Below are 22,363 nucleotides of genomic sequence, written 5' to 3' on the forward strand. Positions count from 1 at the left end.
GGACTGCCCAGTGAACGATACCGGCGAACGGTGCCCCTTACTCGGAACGTTCTGCCAAACGCTTGGTGAGTCGTGCAAGAACATCCGGCGGCAGGAAAGCCGACACATCCCCACCGAAATGGGCCATCTCCTTGACCAGCGAGGAGGAGACCGCCGCCCAGCGCGGGTCGTTGAGCAGGAAGACGGTCTCGACGCCGGTCATGTGGGCGTTCATCTGCGCCATCGGCGCCTCGTACTCCAGGTCGGGTGCGCCACGCAGCCCCTTCACGATCGCCTGGGCGTCGATCTCGACACAGAAGTCGGTGACCAGCCCGGTGAACCCCTGGACCCGTACGTTGCCCAGCGGAGCGGTCACCTCGGCGATCATCTCCATCCGCTCCTCGGCGGTGAACAGGCGCTTCGACTTCGACGGGTTGACCCCGACGGCGACGACGACCTCGTCGAAGATCGCCGAGGCACGGGTGAAGATGTCGAGGTGGCCCAACGTGGGCGGGTCGAACGACCCGGGGCACACCGCACGACGCGTCATTGTCATTCTCTCTCTTTCGGTCGGTCCGTCCCTGGGATCAATCCGGCGCGATGCCGTACCAGAGCGTGGTCTCGCCGTACTTCTTCGACCTCTGGTCGGTGAACCCGTCGGGCCAGACCGGCTCGGGGCTCCGCGCCGACCGCTCGACGACGACCAGGGCGCCCGGCACCAGCCAGCCGTGCTTGACCAGCAGCGCGATGTCCTCGGCGACGGCGTCGTCGGAGAGCGGGTAGGGCGGGTCTAGGAAGACCATGTCGTAGGGAGCCGTCGGCGGCGTCACCAAGGTGCTCGCCACGGTGGCCGCGACCACGTTGGCCCGCGGGAAGCCGAGCTCCTTCGCGTTCGAACGGATCACCCCGGCCGTACGCCGGTCCGACTCGACCAGGGTCACCACCCCGGCCCCGCGGGACCATGCCTCCAGCCCGACCGCGCCGGTGCCGGCGTAGAGGTCGAGGAAGCGCAGGCCGGCCAGGGAGCCGTAGGAGGACTCGATCGCCGAGAAGAGCGCCTCACGGACCCGATCGGTGGTCGGACGGGTCCGCACCCCCTTGGGAGCGAGTAGGCGTCGCCCTCCTGCGACGCCACCGATGATCCGAGTCATTGGGACACCTTAGGACTTTTCCAAGTAGTCAGCGGAAGCGGACTCCTCGATCTCGGTGACCCGCTCGGCCAGGAGCGGTGCGGTCGTGAGATCAGGGTCGGCCTCGAGCAGTGCCTCGGCCGCCTCGCGCGCCTCCAGGATGGTCTCCTCGTCACGGAGCACACGCAGGCTCTCCAGGCTCGAGCGCCGGCCCGACTGGGAGGCGCCGAGCACGTCGCCCTCGCGGCGCTGGTCGAGGTCGACCCGGGACAGCTCGAAGCCGTCGGTGGTCTGGGCGACCGCGTCGAGGCGGGTCCTGGCCGGGGTGCCGGCCTCGGCGTGGGAGACCAGCAGGCACAGCCCGTGCAGCCCGCCACGGCCGACCCGGCCGCGCAGCTGGTGGAGCTGGGAGACCCCGAAGCGGTCGGCGTCGAGGATGACCATGGTGGTGGCGTTGGGTACGTCCACGCCGACCTCGATCACGGTGGTGGCGATCAGCACATCGATGTCACCGGCGGCGAAGGCGCTCATCGTGCGCTCCTTCTCCTCGGCGGGGAGCTTGCCGTGGAGCTTGGCGACGCTCAGCCCCTGCAGCGGACCGGTGGTCAGCTCCTCGGTGACCTCGTCGACGGCGGAGAGCCGACCCGGCGCGGAGGCGACCTCGTTGCCGTCGGCATCGAAGTCGCGCTGGTCGCTCTCCCCCTGCTCGGACTCGTCGCCGCTGATCCGCGGGGCGACGACGTAGACCTGGTGGCCCTTCTCGACCTCTTCCTTGACGCGCTCCCACACCCGTTGGATCCAGGCCGGGTGGTCGACGAGCGAGACCAGGTTGGTCTGGATCTCGGCGCGGCCGGCCGGGAGCTCGGTGAGCGTGGAGACCTCGAGGTCGCCGAAGACCGTCATCGCGACCGTGCGCGGGATCGGCGTCGCGGTCATCACCAGCAGGTGCGGCGGGGTGCCGGCCTTGTCGGTCAGGGCGGCGCGCTGCTCGACGCCGAAGCGGTGCTGCTCGTCGACGACGACCAGGCCGAGGTCGTCGAACATCACCTGGTCCTGCAGCAGGGCGTGGGTGCCGACGACGATCCCGGCCTCGCCGGTGGCGATCCGGCTCAGCGGCCCCTTGCGCTGGGTCTTGGTCATCGAGCCGGTCAGCAGCTCGACATGGGTCTGCTCCTGGTCGCCGGCGAAGAGCCCGCCGGCCAAGCCGCTCGCGGCCAGGTCGCCGAGCATCGTGGTGATCGAGCGGTAGTGCTGCTGGGCGAGCACCTCGGTCGGCGCCAGCAGCGCGGCCTGTCCCCCGGAGTCGACGACCCGCAGCATCGCGCGCAGCGCGACCAGCGTCTTGCCGGAGCCGACCTCACCCTGGAGCAGCCGGTTCATCGGGTGGGGCTGGGCCAGCGCGGCCTCGAGCTCCTCCCCGATCGTCTCCTGCCCCTTGGTGAGGGTGAACGGCAGCCGCTCGTCGAAGGCCTCGAGCAGGTGATGGACCCCGCCGGTGCGGGCGGTGGTGCCCAGCGCCTGCAGAGCCCTTCGCCGGCGGCCGAGGACCAGCTGCAGCCCGAGCGCCTCCTCGAACCGGAACCGGCGCTGGGCACGCTGGACGTCCTTGAGCTCATGGGGCGCGTGGATGAGGTCCAGCGCGTCGCGCAGCCCCGGGACGGCGTACGTCTCCCGGAGCTGCTCGGGGAGCACGTCGGTCACGTCCTCGACGACCTGCCGGGCGAACCGCACGGCGCGCATCACGTCCCAGTGCTGGAGACCGGCGGTGAGCGGGTAGATCGGGAAGAGCTCGGTCAGCTCCTCGACCGCCATCTGGTTGTCGGCGGCCTCGGCGGCGTTCTCGGCGTCGTCGTCGCCGAAGACGACCATCTGCGGGTTGGCCAGCTGCCACTCGCCACGGAAGGACCCGGCCTTGCCGACGAAGACGCCGCGGACGCCCGGGGCGAGCACGCCGCGGCGCCACTCGGCGATCCGCTGGGACTTGGAGAAGAAGGTGAGCTGCAGGTCGGCGGTGCCGGCCTTGAGCTGGGTCTCGACGCGGTAGGCGGGCCGGCCGGTACGGCGGTCGGTGTGCTGGCGGACCACGCTGCGGACCACCTCGCCGAGCACGGTGAGCATCTCGCCCTCGTGCAGCTGCGGCGTCTGGCTGAGATCGGCGGTGCGCAGGTAGCGCCGCGGGAAGTGGTGGAGCAGGTCGCCCACGGTGCGCAGCCCGAGACCCTTGGTGAACTTCGTGGCGTGCTTGCTGTTGCCCAGCACGGCCTCGATCGGGGACTCGAGGGTGATCGGCACCGTCTCTTCTCCTCTACTCGACCGACATCAGGAGGGGGTAGCGCTCCTGGCCTCCGTCGTACACCATCACATCAACGGCCGGATGGTTGGCAGCCAGCCACGCCGCGACCCCTCGGGCGAGCTCGCCGTTGGGGTCCTCGAGGCCGGAGACCAGCGTCACCAGCTCGCCACCACCCCCGATGAGCCGGGCGAGCACGTAGGTCGCACATCTCTCCAGGTCCTGGCCGACCTTGACGAAGTCTCCGTCGAGCACCCCGAGCGCGTCACCCGGCATGCACGGCCCAGCCATCGTAATCGCTCGGGTGTTCGAGATCGTGACCGCACCGTGCCGCGCGTGTCGCGCGGTGGCGGTCATCTCCAGCACGTCCTTGTCGAACTTCCGGCCGGGCTCGTGGACCGCGATCGCCGCCAGTCCCTGCACCTGGCTGCGGGTCGAGATCACCGCGACGCTGATGTCGAGGTCGTCCTCCGCGGTGCGGGCAGCGGCCTCGGCCGACTGCCGGGTCGGGGCGTCGTTGGGCAGCACGATCACCTCGTCGGCACCGGAGGCGGTGATCGCCTCGAGCAGCTCGGAGGTCGTCGGGCGCCGATGTGGCCCGCCCTCGATCACGATCGCACCGGCCCCGCGGAAGAGCTCGGCCAGCCCCGGCCCGGCAGCGAACGCGATCACGGCCCGGCCGCTACGGGTGGCGTGGCGGTGGGCCTGGCCGGCGATCTGCTCGGCGAAGTGGGTCACATGGATCCGGTGGGGGCGCCCGGCGTTGATCCCGGCCTCGATCGCGGCACCGACGTCGTCGACGTGGACGTGCACGTTCCAGATGCCCTCGCCACCGACCACGACCAGCGAGTCGCCCAGCGGCTGGAGCCGCTTGCGGAGGTCGGGGATCGCGGCGTCCTCGGCGTCGAGCAGGTACATCACCTCGTACGCCGGGCCACCCGGCTCCAGCGCATGTCCGTCGGCGCCGCCCAGGTCCGCCGGGATCGGGATCGGGATGTGCGGGGTGGGTGCCTGTGGACTGGGACGGCGCCCGGTGAGGGCGGTCTCGAAGGCGTCGAGGAGCACGCAGATGCCGCGGCCACCGGCATCGACGACCCCGGCGGCGGCGAGCGTGGGCAGCTGCTCCTGCGTACGGGCGAGGGCGGCGCGGGCGGCACTGGCGGCGACCGACATCACGTCGCGGGTGCGCGCGGTCTCGTCGATCTCGACGCATGCCTCAGCCGCGTCCGCAGCGGCCCGGAGCACGCTGAGCATGGTGCCCTCCTGGGGCTCCCCCACCGCGGCGTAGGCGGCGTTGCCGGCGTTGCGCAGCGCGTCGGCGAAGACCGAGGCGGTGCGCTCGTCCTCGGTGGCCTGGATCAGCCGGCGCAGCAGGGCGCCGATCATCTCGGCCAGGATCACGCCCGAGTTGCCGCGGGCGTTCAGCAGCGCGCCCCGCGAGAAGGCGCGCAGGCCCTCGCGCCAGTCGGTGCCGGTGAACTCGCGCAGCCCGTCACGGGCCGCGGCGATCGTGAGATAGAGATTCGTGCCGGTGTCGCTGTCGGGCACCGGGAAGACGTTGAGCGCGTCGATCTCCTCGCGGTGCGACGCGAGCGCATCGGTCGCCAGGTCACCGAACCGGCGGAACAGATCGAGCTTGACCTCGGCCACGCTGCCCTCCCTACTCCTCGACCTTGCACCAGACACCGTGACGCCGGACACACATCCCGGTATCGCGGCACCCAGGGTAGGCGGTGTCCGGGTACGGGGTAAACGACGGGTGAACAAATCCGAGGCTGCAGCAAAGACACGAACGAGTAACAGGTTCTGCCGAGTCATGCCCCGCGCAGTGACGATCCATCCCTAGTGTGGAGACCTCCCTACGCCGAAGGACCTCCGGATGTCGATCCCGACCACGACCCCGCGCGCCCGTCGCGTCGCCGAAATCTTCGACTTCTCCACCGGCCGCGGCCTGGAGATCGGGCCCCTGCACAGACCGCTCGTCCCTCGTGATGCCGCGGACGTCTCCTATCTCGACCTCTACGACCGCGACCGGCTCTACGAGACCAACACCGACAATCCCAACGTGAGCCGCGAGGCCATCCCCGAGATCGACTACCCGATGTGGGACGGCACCCGGATGCGTACGCTCGAGGAGGCCGCGGCGAAGGGGGCTCCGTTCGACTGGGCACTGGCCAGCCACGTCGTCGAGCACGTGCCCGACCTGGTCGGCTGGCTGGCGCAGGTCGAGGCCGTCCTCGCTCCCGACGGGGCCCTGGTCCTGGTCGTCCCCGACCGGCGCTACACCTTCGACGCGCACCGCCCGCCGACCACGATGGGCCAGATCCTGCAGGCCCACGAGGCCGGCGACACCGTCCCGTCCGTGCGAGCCGTCTACGACCACCACCGCTGTGCGGTCAACGGCGACCCCAAGCGCCTCCACCTCCGTGGGCCGAGCGAGGCCGAGACCTGCATCCACGACCTCGGCTACACCCGGGCCCAGGTCGAGCGCGCCCGCCGCGGCGAGTACGTCGACTGCCACGTGTGGACCTACACCGACCGCTCGTTCCCCGAGATCATCGCCGAGCTGCGCCGCCTGGGGCTGACCGGCTGGTCGGTCGAGTCGCTTCTGCCCGTGCCGGAGAACGACATCGAGTTCTACGTCGTGCTGCGCCGCGGCCTCTCCCCCGACCTCCCCGCGGTGCCCGCCATCCCCGACTGGGTCGAGCAGGGCCTCGAGCTGCGCGACGAGCTCGCCCGGCTCCGCGAGGTGGTCGCCGACCAGCGGCGGCGGCTGGAGTCGCAGCGCCGACAGCTCGCGGGCCGGCGCGCCGAGATCGACGATCTGCGCGGGTCGAAGCGGTGGAAGCTGGCCACCGCGCTGGCCGCACCGTTGGACAGGTGGCGGGATCGGCGCTCGGAGGAGTGACGATTTCGCCGGGCACAGCCGGACGGGCTACGCTTGTTCGGTTGTCTCGGCAGGGCAGCCGTTCATCGCGCCCGCCGACACTATCCAATCGACCTCGATCATCTATTCAACCTCAGGAGTTCACGGTGGCTGCCGTCTGCGACATCTGCGACAAGAAGCCGGGCTTCGGCAACAACCGGCCGTGGTCCAAGAAGGCGACCAGGCGCCGCTTCGACCCCAACATCCAGCGCGTCCGCGCCGTCATCAACGGCACCCCGAAGCGCATGAATGTCTGCACGACCTGCATCAAGGCCGGCAAGGTCGCTCGCTGAGCTGATTCTTCGTCGAAGGCCGCTACCCCTCGGGGTGGCGGCCTTTGTCGTCGGCGGGTCGTGGCGTTGGTTCGTCTAGGTATGCAGGGAAGCCGTCACTTCCCTGGTGGAGTTCCACCAGGGAAGTGACGGTTCGGCTGCATACCTAGACGAACCGTCGCGCGATCCTCAGAAGTGCGTCCACCCCGTCGGGCCCTCGTAGACCTCGCCGTCGACCGTGACCGGCTCACCACCGGGTTCGCCGATCGTCCCGATCACGGTCCACCCCGACGGCAGCTCGACATCGGGCGGGAACGCGGCGAGCAGCGAGTGGTCCTCTCCCCCGCCCAGCACGAACGCGAGCGCGTCGGCACCGGTCGCCGAGGCGACCGCGTTGAGCTCGTCGGGGACGGTCAGCGCGGCGGTGTGCACGTCGATGGAGACCTCGGAAGCATCGGCGATGTGCCTGGCCTCGGCGAGGAGACCGTCGGAGACGTCGATCAGGGCCGAGGCACCGGCCGCCGCGGCGGCGGGGCCGGCTGCGTACGGCGGTTGTGGGCGGCGGTAGGCGTCGACCAGCACGCGTGGTGACCGGAAGCCTCGCTTGAGGATCGCCAGGCCGGCAGCGGCCCATCCCTGACGGCCGCACAGCGCGAGTACGTCGCCGGGCTCCGCTCCCGAGCGCAGGACCGGTGCCTGGGCGACCGCACCGATGGCGGTCACGGAGATGACGATCTGGTCGGCGCCGGTGACGTCACCGCCGACGACGGAGGCCCCGACCAGCGCACACTCCGCGGCGAAGCCCTCCGCGAAGTCGACCGCCCACTCCGCCGGGAGATCCGATGGAACGGCGAGACCGAGGGTCATCGAGTGGGCGACGCCACCCATCGCGGCGATGTCGGCGAGGTTCTGGCCCGCCGCCCGGTGGCCGATGTGGGACGCCTCGGCCCAGTCCCGCCGGAAGTGGCGGCCCTCGACGAGCAGATCGGTCGAGACCACCACATGACCCTGCTTGACCCGCACCAGCGCGGCGTCGTCGCCGGGACCGACCAGCACCTGCTCCCCCTGGGCGAAGTGCTTGGTCATCTCGGTGATCAGCCCGAACTCACCGATGTCGGCGAGCGTCGTGTCCCTCGGAAAAGCCATGGCTCCATCCAACCCTCCTCGCGACCCGCGGAGATACCGGGACACGCATCACCGCGTCTTCGCCCTTCGCGCGGTCATCGCGGCGTTCGTCTTATCACCAGGGTCGGTGTAGGTCGATCGATAGATAACGCGATAGGTTACTTGCCTGACGTTGTGCCAAGGAAGGCACGGAGAACAGGAGCAGCACCATGGTCGTACAGGCGTACATCCTCATCCAGACCGACGTCGGCAAGGCCGCGGAGGTCGCCACCGAGATCGGCAAGATCCAGGGCGTGACCCTGGCTGAGGACGTCACCGGTCCGTACGACGTGATCGTCCGCGCCGAGGCGCGCAACGTCGACGAGCTCGGCAAGCTCGTCGTGGCTCGCGTCCAGAGCCTCGAAGGCATCACCCGCACCTTGACCTGCCCGGTCGTCCACATCTGATTCCGAGCCTTGTCCGGAGCTTGCTCCGGACAAACGCGAGGAGGTCGAGCGAGCGCGCGGCTGAGCTTGCGAAGCCGCGACTGCGGGTCGAGACCCGCGTTTCCAGTAACTCTTTCACCGTCTGTTAGAACGAAGTCATGAGCACACCTCCTCTTCCCGGACCTGTCGCCGTCATCGCCGGCGGGTTGAGCCACGAGCGCGACGTGTCGCTGGCCTCTGGCCGCAACCTCGTACGCGAGCTGTCGGCGCTGGGCGTGGAGGTGGCTGCGTACGACTTCGACCGGGCGCTGCTGCACAACCTCGAACGCGACAAGGCGGTCGTGGCGCTGCCGGCTCTGCACGGCCAGTTCGGTGAGGACGGCGAGATCCAGACGCTCCTGGAGCTGATCGGGATCCCGTACGTCGGCACCGTCTCCACCTCCTGCCGCGTCGCGTTCGACAAGACCGCCGCCCGCGAGCTCCTGCGCCGTGGCGGGATCCCCGTGCCGGACTCGGTCTCGCTGTCGTCCACGACGTTCCGCGACGTCGGCGCGCCGGTGCTGATGGAGCACGTCATCTCGCGGCTCGGTGAGCGGGTCGTGGTCAAGCCCTCGCGCGGCGGCTCGGCGCTCGGCGTCACCGGCGTCGATGGCCTCTCCGCCCTCCCCGCCGCCCTGGTCAAGACCTACGCCTACTGCGACGAGGCGCTCATCGAGCGCTTCTACGGCGGCATCGACGTCTCCGTGGTCGTCCACGAGCAGGATGCGGGCCCGTCGTACCTGTCGCCGGTGGCCATCGACTTCAGCAAGGGCCACGAGTTCGACTTCGCGGCGCGCTACACCGCCGAGTTCGTCGGCTTCGGCCGCCCCGACCTCCCCGGCGCGCTGATCGCCGAGCTCGGCGAGACCGCCGTTCGCGCCCATGAGCTGCTCGGCATGCGCGACATCTCCCGCACCGACTTCATGGTCACCCCCGACGGCAGCTTCGTCGTCCTCGAGGTCGCCATCACCCCCGGCGCCACCGAGACCAGCGTCTTCCCCTTCGCCGCCAAGCACGACGGCACCTCGATGGGCGAGGTCACCCTCGCCCTCCTCAAGCGCGCTCTCGCCCGCTGACCCCCTGCCGAGTCGGCTCATCCTGACCGAAAACAACGCCGAGTCGGCGCGTCATGACGCGCCGACTCGGCGTTTTCTTGTCAGCGTGCGCCGACTCGGCCTCAGCTGAGGCCGGTGAGCTTGCCGGCGATACCGCCCGCGGCCTTGAGGGCGACGCCCTCCTCGAAGTTCCGGGTGACCTGGGGGACGTGCTTCTCGGCCTCGGCGATGGCGCTGGTGAGGACCTCGGAGGCCGGGGTGTCGGGCCACAGGTAGAGCGAGAGGGCGCCGGGGATCGAGTTGACCTCGTTGATGTAGACCTCGCCCTTGCCGTCGGAGAGGAAGTCGATGCGGAGGATGCCGGTCAGGCCGGTGAGCTCCACGACGCGTACGGCCAGGTCCTTGATCTGCTTGGTGACCGACTCCTCGACCTGGGCCGGGAACTCACGCGGGGAGGAGGAGAGACCGTCGGTGTGGACGTACTTGGCGGAGTAGTCGTACATCTTCGCCTCCTCCGAGCGCAGCGGGCGCTCGACGTCGCTCACGGCGATCTCGGGCGCGGTGCGCACCGAGGCGTTGAGGTCGAAGAGGTCGGGACGGTACGGCTCGACGACCGCGCCGGCACGCAGGTGCGGCGAGGTGTTGAGGAGCGCCAGGCCGGTCTCGTAGTCGTCGACGACCTCGATGCCGATCGAAGAGCCACCGAAGCGCGGCTTGACGATGTAGGGGCCCTCGAAGGTCGGGGCGGCGTAGCGCGAGAGCAGCTCGCGCTGCAGCGACGGCAGGCCGGCGTTGAGCATGACCGCGCCGAAGGCGAGCTTGTCCATGCCGAGCGCGGCCGCGGCCGGCGTGGCGCCGGTCGCCTTGAGGCCGGCGAGCTCGAAGAGCCACTGGATGCCGCCGGCCTCGCCCGCGCCGCCGTGGAAGGCGGAGAGGATCGGGCCGGTCTCCAGGCGCTTGCCCCCACCGAAGCCGCCGGTGGTGTAGAAGCCGTCGCCCTTCTCGGCACCGAGGCGGAACTCGACGGCCTTGGAACCCTTCGGCTCGCCGCCGAGGAAGTCGCGCGCCTCCTGCTTGGCGGGCACCAGGAACCACTTGTCGGAGCGCGCCCAGTAGAGGCACGTCACCTCGACGCCGGCACCGGAGAGGACCCGCTCGGCCTGCAGGCCGGTGAGGATGCTGATGTCGTGCTCGGCGCTGGGACCGCCGAAGACGATGGTGGCCTTGGTTACGCTCATGGTGAAAGCTCCTGGGGGTCCTACGCGTAGTGGTCGGGGAGGTCGTTCTCGTACAGCACCACGTCGCCCTCCTTGGCCGCGGTCAACGCATGATCCGCTGCCGCCTTACGGCTCTCGAACGCAGTGGTTCGCGCAGGCTCCCCCGCCTGCAGCGCTTTTCGGTTGGTGCGACCGACGATGCACAGGCGCATCTTGTCGGAGGCCGTGGCAGCCTGCGCGAACTCGATGTTGCGCGCGGCCTGCTCGGTGCCCAGCTCGACCATACCGGGCGTGATGGTCCACACCGTGCCCGACTCCCCTGCCAGCCGCTTGGCCTTGGCGAGGGCGGCGGCGGCGCCGGTCGGGTTGGAGTTGAAGGTGTCGTCGATGACCCAGACGCCGCCGGGCGTCTTGTTGGCCTCGGCGCGGTGGGGCGTGCCGGGGATCGAGGCCAGCCGCTGGGTGATCGTCTCGATCGGGACCTCGACCGCGAGGGCGAGGCCGACGGCGATCGCCACGTTGATCGGGTGCCCGACCTCGTCGGGCAGCTGGACGGCGTACGTCTCGCCGTTGATCTGCAGAGCAGAGCCCGCCACCACGACCTCGGCGGTGGTGCCCGGGACCGCGGAGCAGGCGATGACGCGCTTGCTGGCGCGGAGGTTCTCGGCGATGAGGGCGAGCTCGGGTACGTCGATGTTGAGCACCACGGTCGAGGCCTTCGGAAGGATCTCCGACTTGGCCTTCACGATCGTCTCGCGCGACTTCATCCGCTCCAGGTGGGCCTCGCCGATCGTGGTGATGGCGGCGACCTCCGGCGGGAAGATCTCGGTCAGCTCGGCGATCTCGCCGGGGCCGTAGGTGCCCATCTCGGCCACGAAGATGTCGGTGCCGGGCTGGAGGCGGTCGTTGACCGCACGGGAGAGGCCCATCGCGTTGTTGAAGCTCGCCGGCGAGGCCAGCGTCGACCAGCGGCCCTGCATCAGGTGGGTGGCGTAGTTCTTGGTGGAGGTCTTCCCGTAGGAGCCGGTGATCGCGACGATCCGCGGGCTGACCTTCTGGATCGTGGCGGCCGCCTGGACCTGCCACTTCTTCGCCATCGCCTTCTCGACCGGCCACATGATCGCCAGCGCCGCCTCGGCCAGCGGGACCGCGAGGATCGGGAGCAGGCCCGCAGCGGCCGGGACGACCAGCGCGATCACGACGGTGACGATGGCGTGCAGCACGAAGAGCACACCGGCCAGGCGCTTGACCCGGTCGGTCCACACCAGCCGTTTCGCGCCGCTGAACGACATGCCCACGGGCCAGCCGATGAACAGCAGCGCGCCGACGAGCGCGCCGTAGGGCAGCACGAACGCGGCCAGGCAGACCACGACGACCGCGCCGAGCAGGATCGCCTCGACCGGGCGTGCCTTGATCCAGATCCACTCGATCGCGAACAGCCGCGTCGGCTCGTAGTGCTCACGCTGCGCGACCCGCAGCCAGCGGTAGTAGGAGACCAGGGTCAGCGCGGAGGTGACCAGGACGATCCACATGCTTCTTCTTCAGCCCCTCAGATTCAGTTCGTACGAAGTTCGTCGATGGCGCCTCGAAGGCTCTTGACCAGCCCGGCGTCGAGCAGGTGCGCGGAGCCCGGGACGATCTCCAGGGTCGCGTTGTCCCCCAGGATCTCCATGGCCTCGCCGGGCATCCAGACCGGGGCGGCGGTGTCGTTCTCGCCCCAGATCAGGCGGACCGGGAGGTCCTTCGGGATGGCCGCGAGCTGGTCGGCGTAGGACTCGTTGACGACCTTGACGAAGATGTCGCGGATGATGCCCTTGGCGTTGCGGTAGTCGGTCGAGCCGTACTTCTCCCGCAGCGCCTCCATCCTGGCCTCGGGGATCAGCCCCTTGGAGTGGAGCCAGCGGCCGACCCGGTAGGCGAGCTTGGGCTTGCCGCCGGTCTTGGGGCGGAACAGCGGTACGCCGGTGAGGATCACGCCCCGGACGAGCTCCGGGCGGGTCGCGGCGAGCTGGACGGCCACCCGGCCGCCGAAGCTGTGGCCGACGAGCACCGGCCGGTCGAGGCCCTCGAGGATCTGGGCGAGCCAGGCGGCGTAGTCCTCGGACCCCCAGACCTCCTCCGGCGCCGGCGTGGCACCGAATCCGGGCTGGTCGAGCGCGAGCGCGTCCAGGCCCTCGAGCGTCGAGCCCCAGTCGCTGCGGTTGCGTGCCCAGCCGTGCAGGGCCACGACGGTGGCAGCATCTTTGCCGTGCTTCTCACCGAAGGCACGTCCATCCAGCAGGGTCGTCAACACGGCCGCAACCTTATCCGGGACCATGCCCGGACCCGTAACCGCGCGGCGCGTGAGGCGCTGTCGTCGAGTGGGCAATAGGGTCGAATCATGGATCACAAGCCCGCCACGATCGCCGTCCACGCCGGGCGGCCGGCCCACGAGCCCGACCAGCCGCTCAACGTACCGATCACGATGGCCTCGACCTATGTGGCCGGCGGCGACAAGGAGTACGGGCGCTACACCAACGACGCGTGGGTGGCCTTCGAGGAGGCGCTCGGGAGGCTCGAGGGCGGGCGGGCGCTGTCGTTCGCCTCCGGGCTCGCGGCGATCGCGACGCTGCTCGACCTGGTCAACGACTCGGTGGTCGTGGCGACCGAGCAGAGCTATCTGGGGACCATCGGTCAGCTGGCCGACCTCGAGGGGCGCGGCCGGCTGACCGCACGCCTCGCGGACTTCTCCGACACCGCCGCGGTGGTGAAGCTGCTGGAGAAGCTCGACGGCGAGGTCGCGCTCGTCTGGGTCGAGACGCCGACCAACCCGGGGATGCAGCTCGCCGACCTGCCGGCCGTCATCGACGCCGCCCACAAGGCCGGCGCGCGGGTCGTGGTCGACAACACCTTCGCCACTCCCCTGCTCCAGCAGCCGCTCGCGCTCGGCGCGGACATCGTCGTCCACTCGGCCACGAAGTTCATCGCCGGCCACTCCGACGTCGTCATGGGCGCGGTCGTCGTCTCCGACGACACGCTGTGGGACGTGCTCAAGGCCCGTCGCGACCTGCTCGGCGCCATCCCCGGTCCGTTCGAGGCGTGGCTGGCGCTTCGCGGCCTTCGTACGCTGCACCTGCGCGTCGAGCGGTCCGCCGCCAACGCGGCGACCCTGGCCGAGCGCCTGGCCGCGCACCCGGCGGTCGCGGAGGTCCGCTACCCCGGGTTCGGTGGCATGCTGGCGGTCGTCCTCCCCACCGCGGAGCAGGCCGACCTGCTGACCCACTCCACCTCGCTGTGGGTCCACGCGACCTCCCTAGGCGGCGTCGAGTCCACCTTCGAGCGCCGTCGGCGCTGGAAGACCGAGTCGGCGACGGTGCCCGACGGGCTCGTGCGGATGTCGGTCGGGATCGAGGACGTCGATGATCTGTGGGCCGACCTCCTCCAGGGACTGGACCGCATCGAGGGCTAGCGGCCCGAGGCCTAGTGGCCCGAGCGCTAGTGGGTCGGCGACTCCGGGCTCACCACCAGCGCCGACCCGCCACCGCGGCGCCACGGCTCGGCCGTCGAGGTCAGCAGCCCGTCGGGACCGATCTCGATCGCGGTGGCCGCGCCGAGCTCGGCGGTCGAGGCGAAGCTGTGCCCCAGCGACGTCAGCGGCCCTCCGTACGCCTCGATGAACGCCGGCTCGGCACCCGTGCTCGCCGCGTTGCGCTGGGAGACCCGCGGTGCGGCCATCGCCTCGGGCAGGGTGCGGTCGCGCGCGTACCGCTCGACGAGGATCTGGAGCACCGTGGTGATGATCGTCGACCCGCCCGGCGAGCCGACCGCCAGGACCGGCCGGCCCTCGGAGAGGACGATCGTGGGTGACATCGAGCTGCGCGGACGCTTGTGGGGCTCGATCCGGTTGGGGTCGTCGGCGCGGTAGGTGGTCGAGAAGTCGGTCAGCTCGTTGTTGAGGAGGAAGCCGCGACCGGGCACGGTGATGCCGGACCCTCCGGTCTGCTCGATGGTCAGGGTGTATTCGACGACGTCGCCCCAACGGTCGACCACGGTCAGGTTGGTGGTCTCCAGGTTCTCGGTGTCCCGGGCGGTCTCACCGACGCCGGCCGGTTCGTCGCAGACGCCGTCGAAGTCGTACGCGTTCCCGGCTGCCACCGGCTTCGGCTGCGCGGCTGCGGGGTCGATCCCACAGGCCCGTTCGGCGGCGAAGGTGTCGTCGAGGAGCGCCTCGACGGGTACGTCGACGTGGTCGGCGTCGCCCAGGTAGGCGCCCCGGTCGGCGAAGGCGATCGCACTCGCCTCGATCAGATGGTGGTAGGCCTCGGTGACGCTCATCCCGGCCAGCTCGTAGCGCTCCAGGATGTTGAGGGCCTCACCCACCGAGGTGCCGCCCGAGGACGGCGGCGCCATCCCGTAGACGTCCAGGTCCCGGTAGGTCGAGTGGGTCGGCGCGCGGTCGGGGGCGGTGTAGGCGGCGAGGTCCTCGGTGGTCACCCAGCCGGCCGGGACCGGCAGGTCGGTGTCGTCGCTCGTGGGCGGCTCGGCCACCGTCGCGGCGATCTCCGCGGCCAGCTTGCCGCGGTAGAAGGCCCGCACGCCCTGGCGGGCGAGCAGGTCGTAGGTCGCGGCGATGTCGGGGTTGCGGAACCGGCTGCCGACCTCGGGCGCGGATCCTCCCGGAAGAAATAGTTCGGCCGTGGAATCGATCGCTGCGAAACGTTCCGCGTTGTCGACGGTCTGCTGGCGGAAGGTCTGGTCGACGACGAAGCCCCGGCGGGCCAGCCGCGCGGCCGGCTGGAGCGACTGGGCGAGCGAGCGCGTACCCCACTTCCGTAGCGCCTTGTCCCAGGTCAGCGGGGTGCCGGGCACCCCGACCGAGGCGCCGCTGGTGACCATGTCCGGGAAGAACGGATACTCCTTCCCGGTCTCGGGGTCGATGAACGCGTCGTGCGGCATCGCGGCCGGGGCCTTCTCCCGACCGTCGATCGTCTCGACCTCGCCGGTGCGCGCGGAGTAGTGCACGAAGAAGCCGCCCCCGCCGATCCCGGCCGAGTAGGGCTCGGTCACCCCCAGCGCGGCGGCCGTCGCGACGGCCGCGTCGGTGGCGTTGCCACCCTTGCGCAGCACCTCGAGCCCGATCCGGCTCGCGTCGGCGTCGACGCTCGCCACCGCGCCGCCGTAGCCGACCGCGGTGGGCACCTTCGGTGGTGGCGCCGGCCTGTCCTCGGCGGCGGCGGTCGGCCCGGCGTACGGGACCAGGGTGGCCAGCGCGAGCGCGCCTCCGGTCAGCGTGGCGAGAACTGCAGAGCGGCATCCGAGCATGGCGATCTCCCAGAGATTGGCGGCTCGTCGAACGTACTACTTCGGCGCCCACCTCGAATTATGTTCTGAAATTCCTTAATTAGTAAGGGTTGCTTACAAACAAACCGACTGCCACCATCGAATGGCGATTCGGGCGCCTGGTGCCCGAGCCAGCCATCACCTCGGAGGTGTCACCATGCATGTCGCCTTGCCCCCTCGAAGATCACGCCGGATCCTCGCCCCGCTCATCGGCGCCCTCGCCGGAGCGCTCGCCCTCGCCGGCACACTCGCCCTCACCAGCACCCCGTCCAGCGCATCGCTGAAGACGGCCGCCGCGGAGCCGACCGCCATCAACGGCTACCGCAACGTCGGCTACTTCGTGCAGTGGGGCGTGTACGGCCGGGCCTTCAAGCTCAAGCAGCTGGAGACGTCCGGGGTCGCCGACGACCTCACCCACCTCAACTACGCCTTCGGCAACATCCACCACCAGACGCTGACCTGCTTCGAGGCCAACAAGGCCCAGGGCGAGGGACCCAACGGCTCCGACGGCGCCGGCGACGCCTACGCCGACTACGGGATGTCGTACGCAGCCGACGCCTCCGTCTCCGGCACGGCCGACACCTGGGACCAGCCGCTGGCCGGCTCCTTCAACCAGCTCAAGCAGCTCAAGGCGAAGCACCCCGACCTGAAGGTCCTGCTCTCGCTGGGTGGCTGGACCTGGTCGAAGAACTTCTCTCTCGCGGCGGCCACGCCGGAGTCACGGCGGAAGTTCGTCTCCTCCTGCATCGACCTCTACATCAAGGGCAACCTGCCCGTGATCGACGGCCGCGGCGGCGCCGGAGCCGCCGCGGGTGTCTTCGACGGCTTCGACATCGACTGGGAGTGGCCGGGCTCGCCCAACGGCAACACCGGCAACCACGTCGACCCGGTCAACGACCGCGCCAACTTCAAGGCGCTGCTGGCCGAGTTCCGCTCGCAGCTGGACGCCCTGGGTTCGACCAACGGCAAGGACTACCAGCTCTCAGCGTTCCTCCCGGCCAACCCGCAGGACATCGAGGCCGGCGGCTGGAACGACCCGGCGATCTTCGACTCGCTCGACTTCGGCAACATCCAGGGCTATGACCTGTGGGGCGCCTGGGACCCGACGCTGACCGGCCACCAGGGCAACCTCTACGCCGACCCCGCCGACCCGCGCCCCGACGGCAAGCGGTTCAGCGTGGACGAGTCGGTCCGGGAGTACCTCGACGCCGGCGTCTCACCGGCCCAGCTCGGCCTGGGCATGGCGGCGTACGGCCGCGGCTGGCAGGGTGCGACGTCGGCCGACCCGTGGGGCCCGGCGACCGCCGCGGCTCCCGGGACGTACGAGGCCGGCAACGAGGACTACGACAAGCTCAAGACCCGCGGCACCGACCACTACGACGCCGCGACCGGCGCCGCGTGGCGCTACGACGGCAACCAGTGGTGGAGCTACGACAACACGCGCACGATCGCCCAGAAGGCCTCCTACGCCATCTCCAAGCGACTCGGTGGAGGCATGTGGTGGGAGCTGTCCGGCGACCGGCAGGGCGAGCTGATCGGCACCTTCGCCGACGCCATGCGCAACGGCACCGGCGGACCGGTCGAGGAGCCGGACCCGACCGACCCGCCGACCGAGGAGCCCACCGACCCGCCGACGGACCCGCCCACCGACCCGCCGACCGGGGCTCAGGCGTGGTCGGCCACGGCGGTGTACGTCGCCGGTGACCGCGTGACGTACGGCGGTCACCTGTGGGAGGCCAAGTGGTGGACCCAGGGCAACACCCCCGGCACCGAGGAGTGGGGCCCGTGGAAGGACCTCGGCACCGCGTGAGCCGCTGAGCCTTCATCAGGGTATGCAGACCAAGGCCCGCTTCCCGTGCGGAACTCCGCACGGGAAGCGGGCCTTCGGCTGCATACCCTGGCGAAGGGACCTACTCGGTCTCCGCCTTCGTCGGCCGCTCGAGCATCTCGTCCATGATCTCGCTGACGGTCTTGGCGCCGGAGACGACGTCGTCGACGTACTGCGCCAACGGGACGTCCACCCCGACCTTCGCGGCCAGCTCGCGCAGCGAGTGGGACGACTTGGCACCCTCGGCGACCTGGTGGCTGGAGGCGAGGATGTCGGCGGTGGTCATGCCCTTGCCGAGCTTCTCCCCGAACGTACGGTTGCGGGAGAGCGGCGAGGAGCAGGTCGCGGCCAGGTCGCCGAGGCCGGCCAGACCCATGAGGGTCATCGGGTTGGCGCCCAGCTTCATCGCCAGCCGCGCGGTCTCGGCGAGGCCACGGGTGATGAGGGACGCCTGGGTGTTGTCGCCGAAGCCCATCCCGGCGGCCATCCCGGTGGAGATGGCGACCACGTTCTTGTAGGCCCCGCCGATCTCGCAGCCGACCACGTCGGTCGAGGTGTAGGGGCGGAACGCGGGCGAGTGCACCCGCGCCTGGATCGCCTTGGCGACCTCCTCGTCGGCACACGCCACCACACCGGCAGCAGGCTCGCGACGGATGATCTCCTTGGAGAGGTTGGGGCCGCTGACGACCGCGATCCGCTCCGGCCCCGCCCCGGTGACATGGGCGATCACCTCGCTCATCCGCTCGAGGGTGCCGAGCTCGACACCCTTCATCAGCGAGACCAGCGGTACGTCCTGGGGCAGGAACGGTGCCCAGTCGGTGAGATTGCCGCGAAGCGTCTGCGACGGCGCCGCGAGGACGACCAGCTCGGCTCCGTGGGCGGCCTTCTCGATGTCGTGGGTGGCGCTGATGTTGTGCGGCAGCTCGGTGCCCGGGTGGTAGTCGGGGTTCTCGTGGGTGTCGTTGATCGCCGCCGCGACCTCCTCGCGGCGCGCCCACATCGTCACCTCGTTGCCCGCGTCAGCGAGGATGACCGAGAACGCGGTGCCCCATGAGCCCGCTCCGAAGACCGCTACCTTGCCAAGCCCACTCAATTGCTGTCCTTCTTCGTCTTGCGGGGGTCGCCGGTCGCGTTGACGCCGGCCTTCTTCGGGTCGAAGAGCTCGCTGGGCGGCTCCTCCTCCCGGATGTCGGCCACCAGGCCGACGATCGCCTTCATGATCCTGTCGGTCGCCTCGTTGACGACCGCCGGGGTGTGCTCCTTGACCTCGAGATCCTTCAGGTCCACCGGGTCACCGATCTTCATCTGGATCATCTTGCGACCGATCAGATGCGGCTTGAGAGAGTACGCCGGAAGCAGCTCCTGGGCTCCCCACTGCCCCACCGGGTAGACCGGGGCACCGGTCGCGAGCGCGATCCGAGCCGCACCGGACTTGCCGCGCATCGGCCAGCCGGTCGGGTCCTTGGTGATGGAACCCTCGACGTAGACGACCACGATGCTGCCCTCGTTGACCGCCTTGACGGCCGCGTCGAACGCCGACGCGCCGGCGGTCCGGTCGACGGGGATCTGCCGGGCCGCCCGCAGGAACTTGCCCAACGGGCCCTTGAACAAGGCGGCCTTGGCCAGGTAGCTCGGCCTACGCCCGTAGTCCCACACGATGTGCGCGGCGGTGAACGGGTCGATCTCGGAGACATGGTTGAGCGCGAACACCGCTCCCCCGCTCTGCGGGATCTTCTCGCCGCCCTCCCACTGGTGCTTGGTGGTTGCGAGCAGGACGGGCTTCACGATGCCGACGGCCACGACCCACGGCCAGCCGAGCCTGCCCTCCTGGAACTTCCGGTACTTTCCCACGCAGGGCAGGCTACCGGGCCGTCACCTCGAGGTTGTGAGATACCTGTCAGGATCTACCCTGTGCCTGCACCTGCACCCGGTTACGTCGTCCTGCTGCCCGTCAAGCCTCCGGCGCGCGGCAAGTCCCGGCTGGTCGGGATCGAGTCGCACGAGCGGGCCGATCTGGCTCGCTCGTTCGCGCTCGACACCGCCGAGTCGTGCCTGGCCGCTTCCGGCGTCGGTGCCGTGCTGGTGATCACCGACGACTCCTTCTTCGCCGCCGACGTCGCCCGTCTCGGCGCCGCCGTCATCCCCGACGGGGTCAGCGGTGACCTCAACGAGACCCTCGTCCAGGGCGCGCTCGAGGCCCGCCGCCGCTGGCCGGAGCTTCGACCCGCTGCGCTGTGCGGGGACCTGCCCGCGCTCCGCTCCGCCGACCTGGACGCGGCGCTTAGCGCTGCGGGCGGGTTCGAGGCTGCGTACGTCGAGGACGCGGCGGGCGGCGGCACCACCCTCTACACCGCGCGCCACGACCGGTTCCGGCCCGCGTTCGGGCCCGGGTCGGCCGCCGCCCATCGCGACGGCGGCGCCCATCCGCTGGCCGGCGACCTCCACTCGCTGCGCCACGACGTCGACACCCTCGAGGACCTCGAGAACGTACGCAGGCTGGGGCTCGGGCCGCGTACGGCGCTCGCGTCGGTGCGGGTCGGGAGCCTCGGCTAGGAGTCGGCCGACGGCTTCTCGGTCCCGGTCGCCGGGGTCGCCGGGGTCCCGTTCGCGGGAGCCTCCTTCGTCGCCGACGTCTTCTTCGCAGGGCTCTTCTTGGCTGTGGTCGTCTTCTTGGCTGTGGTCGTCTTCTTGGCTGCGGTCGTCTTCTTCGCGGCCGTCGTCTTCTTCGCAGCCGTCGACTTCTTCGCGGCCGTCGACTTCTTCGCGGCCGTCGGCTTCGCAGGGGCCGTCTTCGCCGGCGTCGTCTTGGCCGGGGCCTCCGTCGCGGAGGTCTCCGGCGCGGAGGTCTCTGTCGCAGGGGTCTCCGTCGCAGGGCTTGCCGCGGTGGAGGTCTTCTTCGCCGCGGAGGCCTTCTTGGCGGTCGTCTTCTTGGCAGCGGTCTTCTTGGCGGTGCCGCTCGTCGTGGCTGCCGTGGCCTTCGTGGCCGCCGGGGCCTTCTTGGCCGTCGTCGTCTTCTTCGCCGCCGTCGTCGTCTTCTTCGCAGCGCTCTTCTTGGCCGCGGTGGTCGTGGCAGCGCCCGTCTCGGTCGTCGTCTTCGCCGGCGCGGGCTTCTCGGCCGGGGTGACGGCCGCCGCCGGGGCTGCCTCGACAGGCTCGACGACCGGCTCGACGACCGGCTCGGTGGGCTTGGCCGGAGCCTTGCGGCCGGGCCTCGGCACCTTGACCTTGGGAACGGAGGGGATCTTGACCTTGCCGGTCACCACATCGGCGACCAGCTTGCCCGCCGTCTCCTTCACCACGCCGACTACTCTTCCGGCCTGTTTGCTTGCATCAGCTACTCGTTTTCTCACCACCCGATCGACCTTAGGCCATGCCCGCACGTTCGGGACATACCGATGGCATGTGAAAACGGATTGTTCACCTGATCTCTCCTGATTCCGTCGCCTCGACGTGGTTACCGTGGAGAGACTCGGGGCACGTCGGCAGCACCGCTTCGACATCTCAGCCATCGGGAGACAGGACGAGGAAGGTACGGCCATCACCGACGTGCACATCGACGAGGAGCAGCCCACCGTGGTGCTCGAGGAGCCGCAGACCACGGTGAGGCCCAGCCGCGCCGGGATCCTATTCTCGGTCTGCATCATCCTCGCCCTGATCGCCTCCGTGGCCTGGCTCGCCGTCCACACGACCCGGCTCGCCGAGGGCCGCACCGGCGCCGACGTACCGACACCGGCACCGCCCGCTCCGACGGTCCGCAACAGCGAGCCGGCGATCCCGGCGACGTACGCCGATCTGCCCGTCGGCCCCGCGACGACCCTGCCGTTCGTGGACCGGGCCGGCCGGCTCCAGCTCGGCGCGAAGCCGCAGAAGGTCTACGGCTCCCAGATGAGCGTGGCCGGTTGGACGGTGCTGATGTACGAGCGCGCCGACAAGCCCGGTCCGGTGTGGGTCGCACGGCGAGGGTCGACCATCCAGGTGCCGGGCCTGTGGACCCAGCCGGTCCTGAGCAAGGACGGCACCCTGCTCTTCGCGCTCCAGCAGACCGGCGACGCGGCCTCCGCACTCGTCGCCGTCGACACCACGACGGGCGAGGAGGCCGACCGGCTCGCGCTCGAGGGCACCCCTGCCGCCACCGCGGTGCTCGGCACCGACCGCACCCGCGCCTACTTCCGCACTGGCATCGTGCCGGCGCCGCCGGCGGTGCCCGGCAACTACGGGGAGCTGACCGTCTCTCGCCCGCCGGTGACCGCCTGGGACCCGGGCGGGGCCACACAGCGGATCTCGCTGCCGCTCGGTTACCAGCAGCTGATCCCGCTGCGGCGCGGCGTACTCCTCCACAACCCCAGCGAGTGGGAGGTCCGCTTCGCCGCCATCGAGGCCGACGGCAGCCTCACCCAGCCCGGCGTGCACGCGCCCCTGCCCGGGTCGGTCGCCGACTCCCCCGACGGCTCGATCGTCGCCATCGCCCGCAACCCCAGCGATCCCGGGATGATCAGCTACGGCGCCGAGCGCGGCATCGCGGTCAACATGAGCACCTCCGAGCACATCGACCTGCGCGTACCCGACTCCGTCGAGAAGGTCTACGTCGCCGGCTTCGAGTCCGACCGCAGCGTCGTCCTCTACACCGCGACCGCCACCGATTCCTGGTACCTCCGCTGCTGGGTCGACACCGGCTCCTGCGACCGCATCACCGACTCCCAGCGCGGCCCCGACGGCCACCAGATCCGCCTGCCCACCCTCCCCTGACCCCGAGACGTC

The 22,363-nt window shown here is 70.4% G+C and carries 20 protein-coding genes; 8 read left to right on the plus strand and 12 right to left on the minus strand.

Going from position 1 to position 22,363, the window contains the following annotated elements; all coding sequences use genetic code 11:
- Window positions 1–37: 37 nt before the first annotated feature.
- The 4 genes from coaD to ACZ6WN_RS19135 are packed head-to-tail and all read right to left on the minus strand — an operon-like array spanning window position 38 to window position 5,049.
- Complete coding sequence (coaD, locus tag ACZ6WN_RS19120) at window positions 38–529, minus strand: pantetheine-phosphate adenylyltransferase (RefSeq protein ID WP_465866774.1); 492 nt, start codon at window positions 527–529, stop codon at window positions 38–40.
- A 37-nt stretch (window positions 530–566) separates the two neighbouring features.
- A complete protein-coding gene (gene rsmD, locus ACZ6WN_RS19125; protein WP_465866776.1) occupies window positions 567–1,130 on the minus strand; it encodes a 16S rRNA (guanine(966)-N(2))-methyltransferase RsmD in 564 nt (187 codons plus the stop codon).
- A 9-nt stretch (window positions 1,131–1,139) separates the two neighbouring features.
- Window positions 1,140–3,401 carry an ATP-dependent DNA helicase RecG gene (locus tag ACZ6WN_RS19130; RefSeq protein ID WP_465866778.1) on the minus strand — a complete coding sequence of 754 codons (2,262 nt, stop codon included), beginning with the start codon at window positions 3,399–3,401 and terminating at the stop codon, window positions 1,140–1,142.
- Between the two features lie 13 nt (window positions 3,402–3,414).
- A complete protein-coding gene (locus ACZ6WN_RS19135) occupies window positions 3,415–5,049 on the minus strand; it encodes a DAK2 domain-containing protein (protein ID WP_465866779.1) in 1,635 nt (544 codons plus the stop codon).
- Window positions 5,050–5,278: 229 nt separating this feature from the next.
- Here ACZ6WN_RS19135 and ACZ6WN_RS19140 point away from each other — a divergent pair, with 229 nt between their 5' ends.
- A complete protein-coding gene (locus ACZ6WN_RS19140; RefSeq protein WP_465866780.1) occupies window positions 5,279–6,307 on the plus strand; it encodes a class I SAM-dependent methyltransferase in 1,029 nt (342 codons plus the stop codon).
- Between the two features lie 125 nt (window positions 6,308–6,432).
- Entirely contained in the window at window positions 6,433–6,618 is a 186-nt protein-coding gene (gene rpmB, locus ACZ6WN_RS19145; RefSeq protein WP_141803692.1) for a 50S ribosomal protein L28, read from the plus strand.
- Between the two features lie 168 nt (window positions 6,619–6,786).
- On the opposite strand, the gene ACZ6WN_RS19150 is transcribed toward rpmB, so the two are convergent.
- Window positions 6,787–7,743, minus strand: a complete 957-nt coding sequence (locus tag ACZ6WN_RS19150; RefSeq protein ID WP_465866781.1) for a thiamine-phosphate kinase — start codon at window positions 7,741–7,743, stop codon at window positions 6,787–6,789.
- 188 nt (window positions 7,744–7,931) lie between these two features.
- On the opposite strand from ACZ6WN_RS19150, the gene ACZ6WN_RS19155 reads away from it, so the two are divergent.
- Together ACZ6WN_RS19155 and ACZ6WN_RS19160 are read left to right on the plus strand one after the other, a co-directional pair.
- Window positions 7,932–8,168: an Lrp/AsnC family transcriptional regulator gene (locus tag ACZ6WN_RS19155; protein ID WP_091049571.1), complete on the plus strand. Its 237-nt coding sequence runs from the start codon at window positions 7,932–7,934 to the stop codon at window positions 8,166–8,168.
- A 137-nt stretch (window positions 8,169–8,305) separates the two neighbouring features.
- Entirely contained in the window at window positions 8,306–9,262 is a 957-nt protein-coding gene (locus ACZ6WN_RS19160) for a D-alanine--D-alanine ligase family protein (RefSeq protein WP_465866783.1), read from the plus strand.
- A gap of 101 nt (window positions 9,263–9,363) precedes the next feature.
- Here ACZ6WN_RS19160 and ACZ6WN_RS19165 read toward each other — a convergent pair whose 3' ends face one another.
- From ACZ6WN_RS19165 to ACZ6WN_RS19175, 3 genes are read right to left on the minus strand one after another with little or no spacing between them, the layout of a single operon-like run.
- Window positions 9,364–10,479 carry a D-alanine--D-alanine ligase family protein gene (locus ACZ6WN_RS19165; protein ID WP_465866784.1) on the minus strand — a complete coding sequence of 372 codons (1,116 nt, stop codon included), beginning with the start codon at window positions 10,477–10,479 and terminating at the stop codon, window positions 9,364–9,366.
- Window positions 10,480–10,499: 20 nt separating this feature from the next.
- Window positions 10,500–11,990, minus strand: coding sequence for a Mur ligase family protein (locus ACZ6WN_RS19170; RefSeq protein WP_465866786.1), 1,491 nt, complete (start codon window positions 11,988–11,990; stop codon window positions 10,500–10,502).
- A gap of 23 nt (window positions 11,991–12,013) precedes the next feature.
- The gene (locus tag ACZ6WN_RS19175) at window positions 12,014–12,751 is read right to left on the minus strand and encodes an alpha/beta fold hydrolase (RefSeq protein ID WP_465866788.1); all 738 of its coding nucleotides are present in this window, start codon (window positions 12,749–12,751) and stop codon (window positions 12,014–12,016) included.
- 87 nt (window positions 12,752–12,838) lie between these two features.
- On the opposite strand from ACZ6WN_RS19175, the gene ACZ6WN_RS19180 reads away from it, so the two are divergent.
- A complete protein-coding gene (locus ACZ6WN_RS19180; protein WP_465866789.1) occupies window positions 12,839–13,906 on the plus strand; it encodes a trans-sulfuration enzyme family protein in 1,068 nt (355 codons plus the stop codon).
- A 26-nt stretch (window positions 13,907–13,932) separates the two neighbouring features.
- Here ACZ6WN_RS19180 and ggt read toward each other — a convergent pair whose 3' ends face one another.
- Complete coding sequence (ggt, locus tag ACZ6WN_RS19185) at window positions 13,933–15,759, minus strand: gamma-glutamyltransferase (protein ID WP_465866791.1); 1,827 nt, start codon at window positions 15,757–15,759, stop codon at window positions 13,933–13,935.
- Between the two features lie 175 nt (window positions 15,760–15,934).
- Between ggt and ACZ6WN_RS19190 the strand changes: the two genes are divergently transcribed.
- Window positions 15,935–17,587: a glycosyl hydrolase family 18 protein gene (locus ACZ6WN_RS19190; RefSeq protein WP_465866792.1), complete on the plus strand. Its 1,653-nt coding sequence runs from the start codon at window positions 15,935–15,937 to the stop codon at window positions 17,585–17,587.
- A gap of 100 nt (window positions 17,588–17,687) precedes the next feature.
- Here the strand turns inward: ACZ6WN_RS19190 and ACZ6WN_RS19195 are convergent, their stop codons facing one another.
- Window positions 17,688–18,698: an NAD(P)H-dependent glycerol-3-phosphate dehydrogenase gene (locus tag ACZ6WN_RS19195; RefSeq protein ID WP_465866793.1), complete on the minus strand. Its 1,011-nt coding sequence runs from the start codon at window positions 18,696–18,698 to the stop codon at window positions 17,688–17,690.
- Complete coding sequence (locus tag ACZ6WN_RS19200; protein ID WP_465866795.1) at window positions 18,695–19,456, minus strand: lysophospholipid acyltransferase family protein; 762 nt, start codon at window positions 19,454–19,456, stop codon at window positions 18,695–18,697. Before ACZ6WN_RS19200 ends, ACZ6WN_RS19195 begins: the two co-directional genes overlap by 4 nt.
- A 60-nt stretch (window positions 19,457–19,516) precedes the next feature.
- Here ACZ6WN_RS19200 and cofC point away from each other — a divergent pair, with 60 nt between their 5' ends.
- Complete coding sequence (gene cofC / locus ACZ6WN_RS19205) at window positions 19,517–20,158, plus strand: 2-phospho-L-lactate guanylyltransferase (RefSeq protein ID WP_465866797.1); 642 nt, start codon at window positions 19,517–19,519, stop codon at window positions 20,156–20,158.
- On the opposite strand, the gene ACZ6WN_RS19210 is transcribed toward cofC, so the two are convergent.
- Window positions 20,155–20,904 (minus strand): hypothetical protein, encoded by a 750-nt coding sequence (locus ACZ6WN_RS19210; protein WP_465866799.1) that lies wholly within the window; start codon window positions 20,902–20,904, stop codon window positions 20,155–20,157. The genes cofC and ACZ6WN_RS19210 overlap by 4 nt on opposite strands.
- Window positions 20,905–21,064: 160 nt before the next feature.
- On the opposite strand from ACZ6WN_RS19210, the gene ACZ6WN_RS19215 reads away from it, so the two are divergent.
- On the plus strand, window positions 21,065–22,351 hold the full coding sequence (locus tag ACZ6WN_RS19215) for a hypothetical protein (RefSeq protein WP_465866800.1): 1,287 nt from the start codon (window positions 21,065–21,067) through the stop codon (window positions 22,349–22,351).
- The last annotated feature ends 12 nt before the right edge of the window (window positions 22,352–22,363 follow it).

This window comes from Nocardioides sp. NPDC054178 (assembly GCF_055585005.1).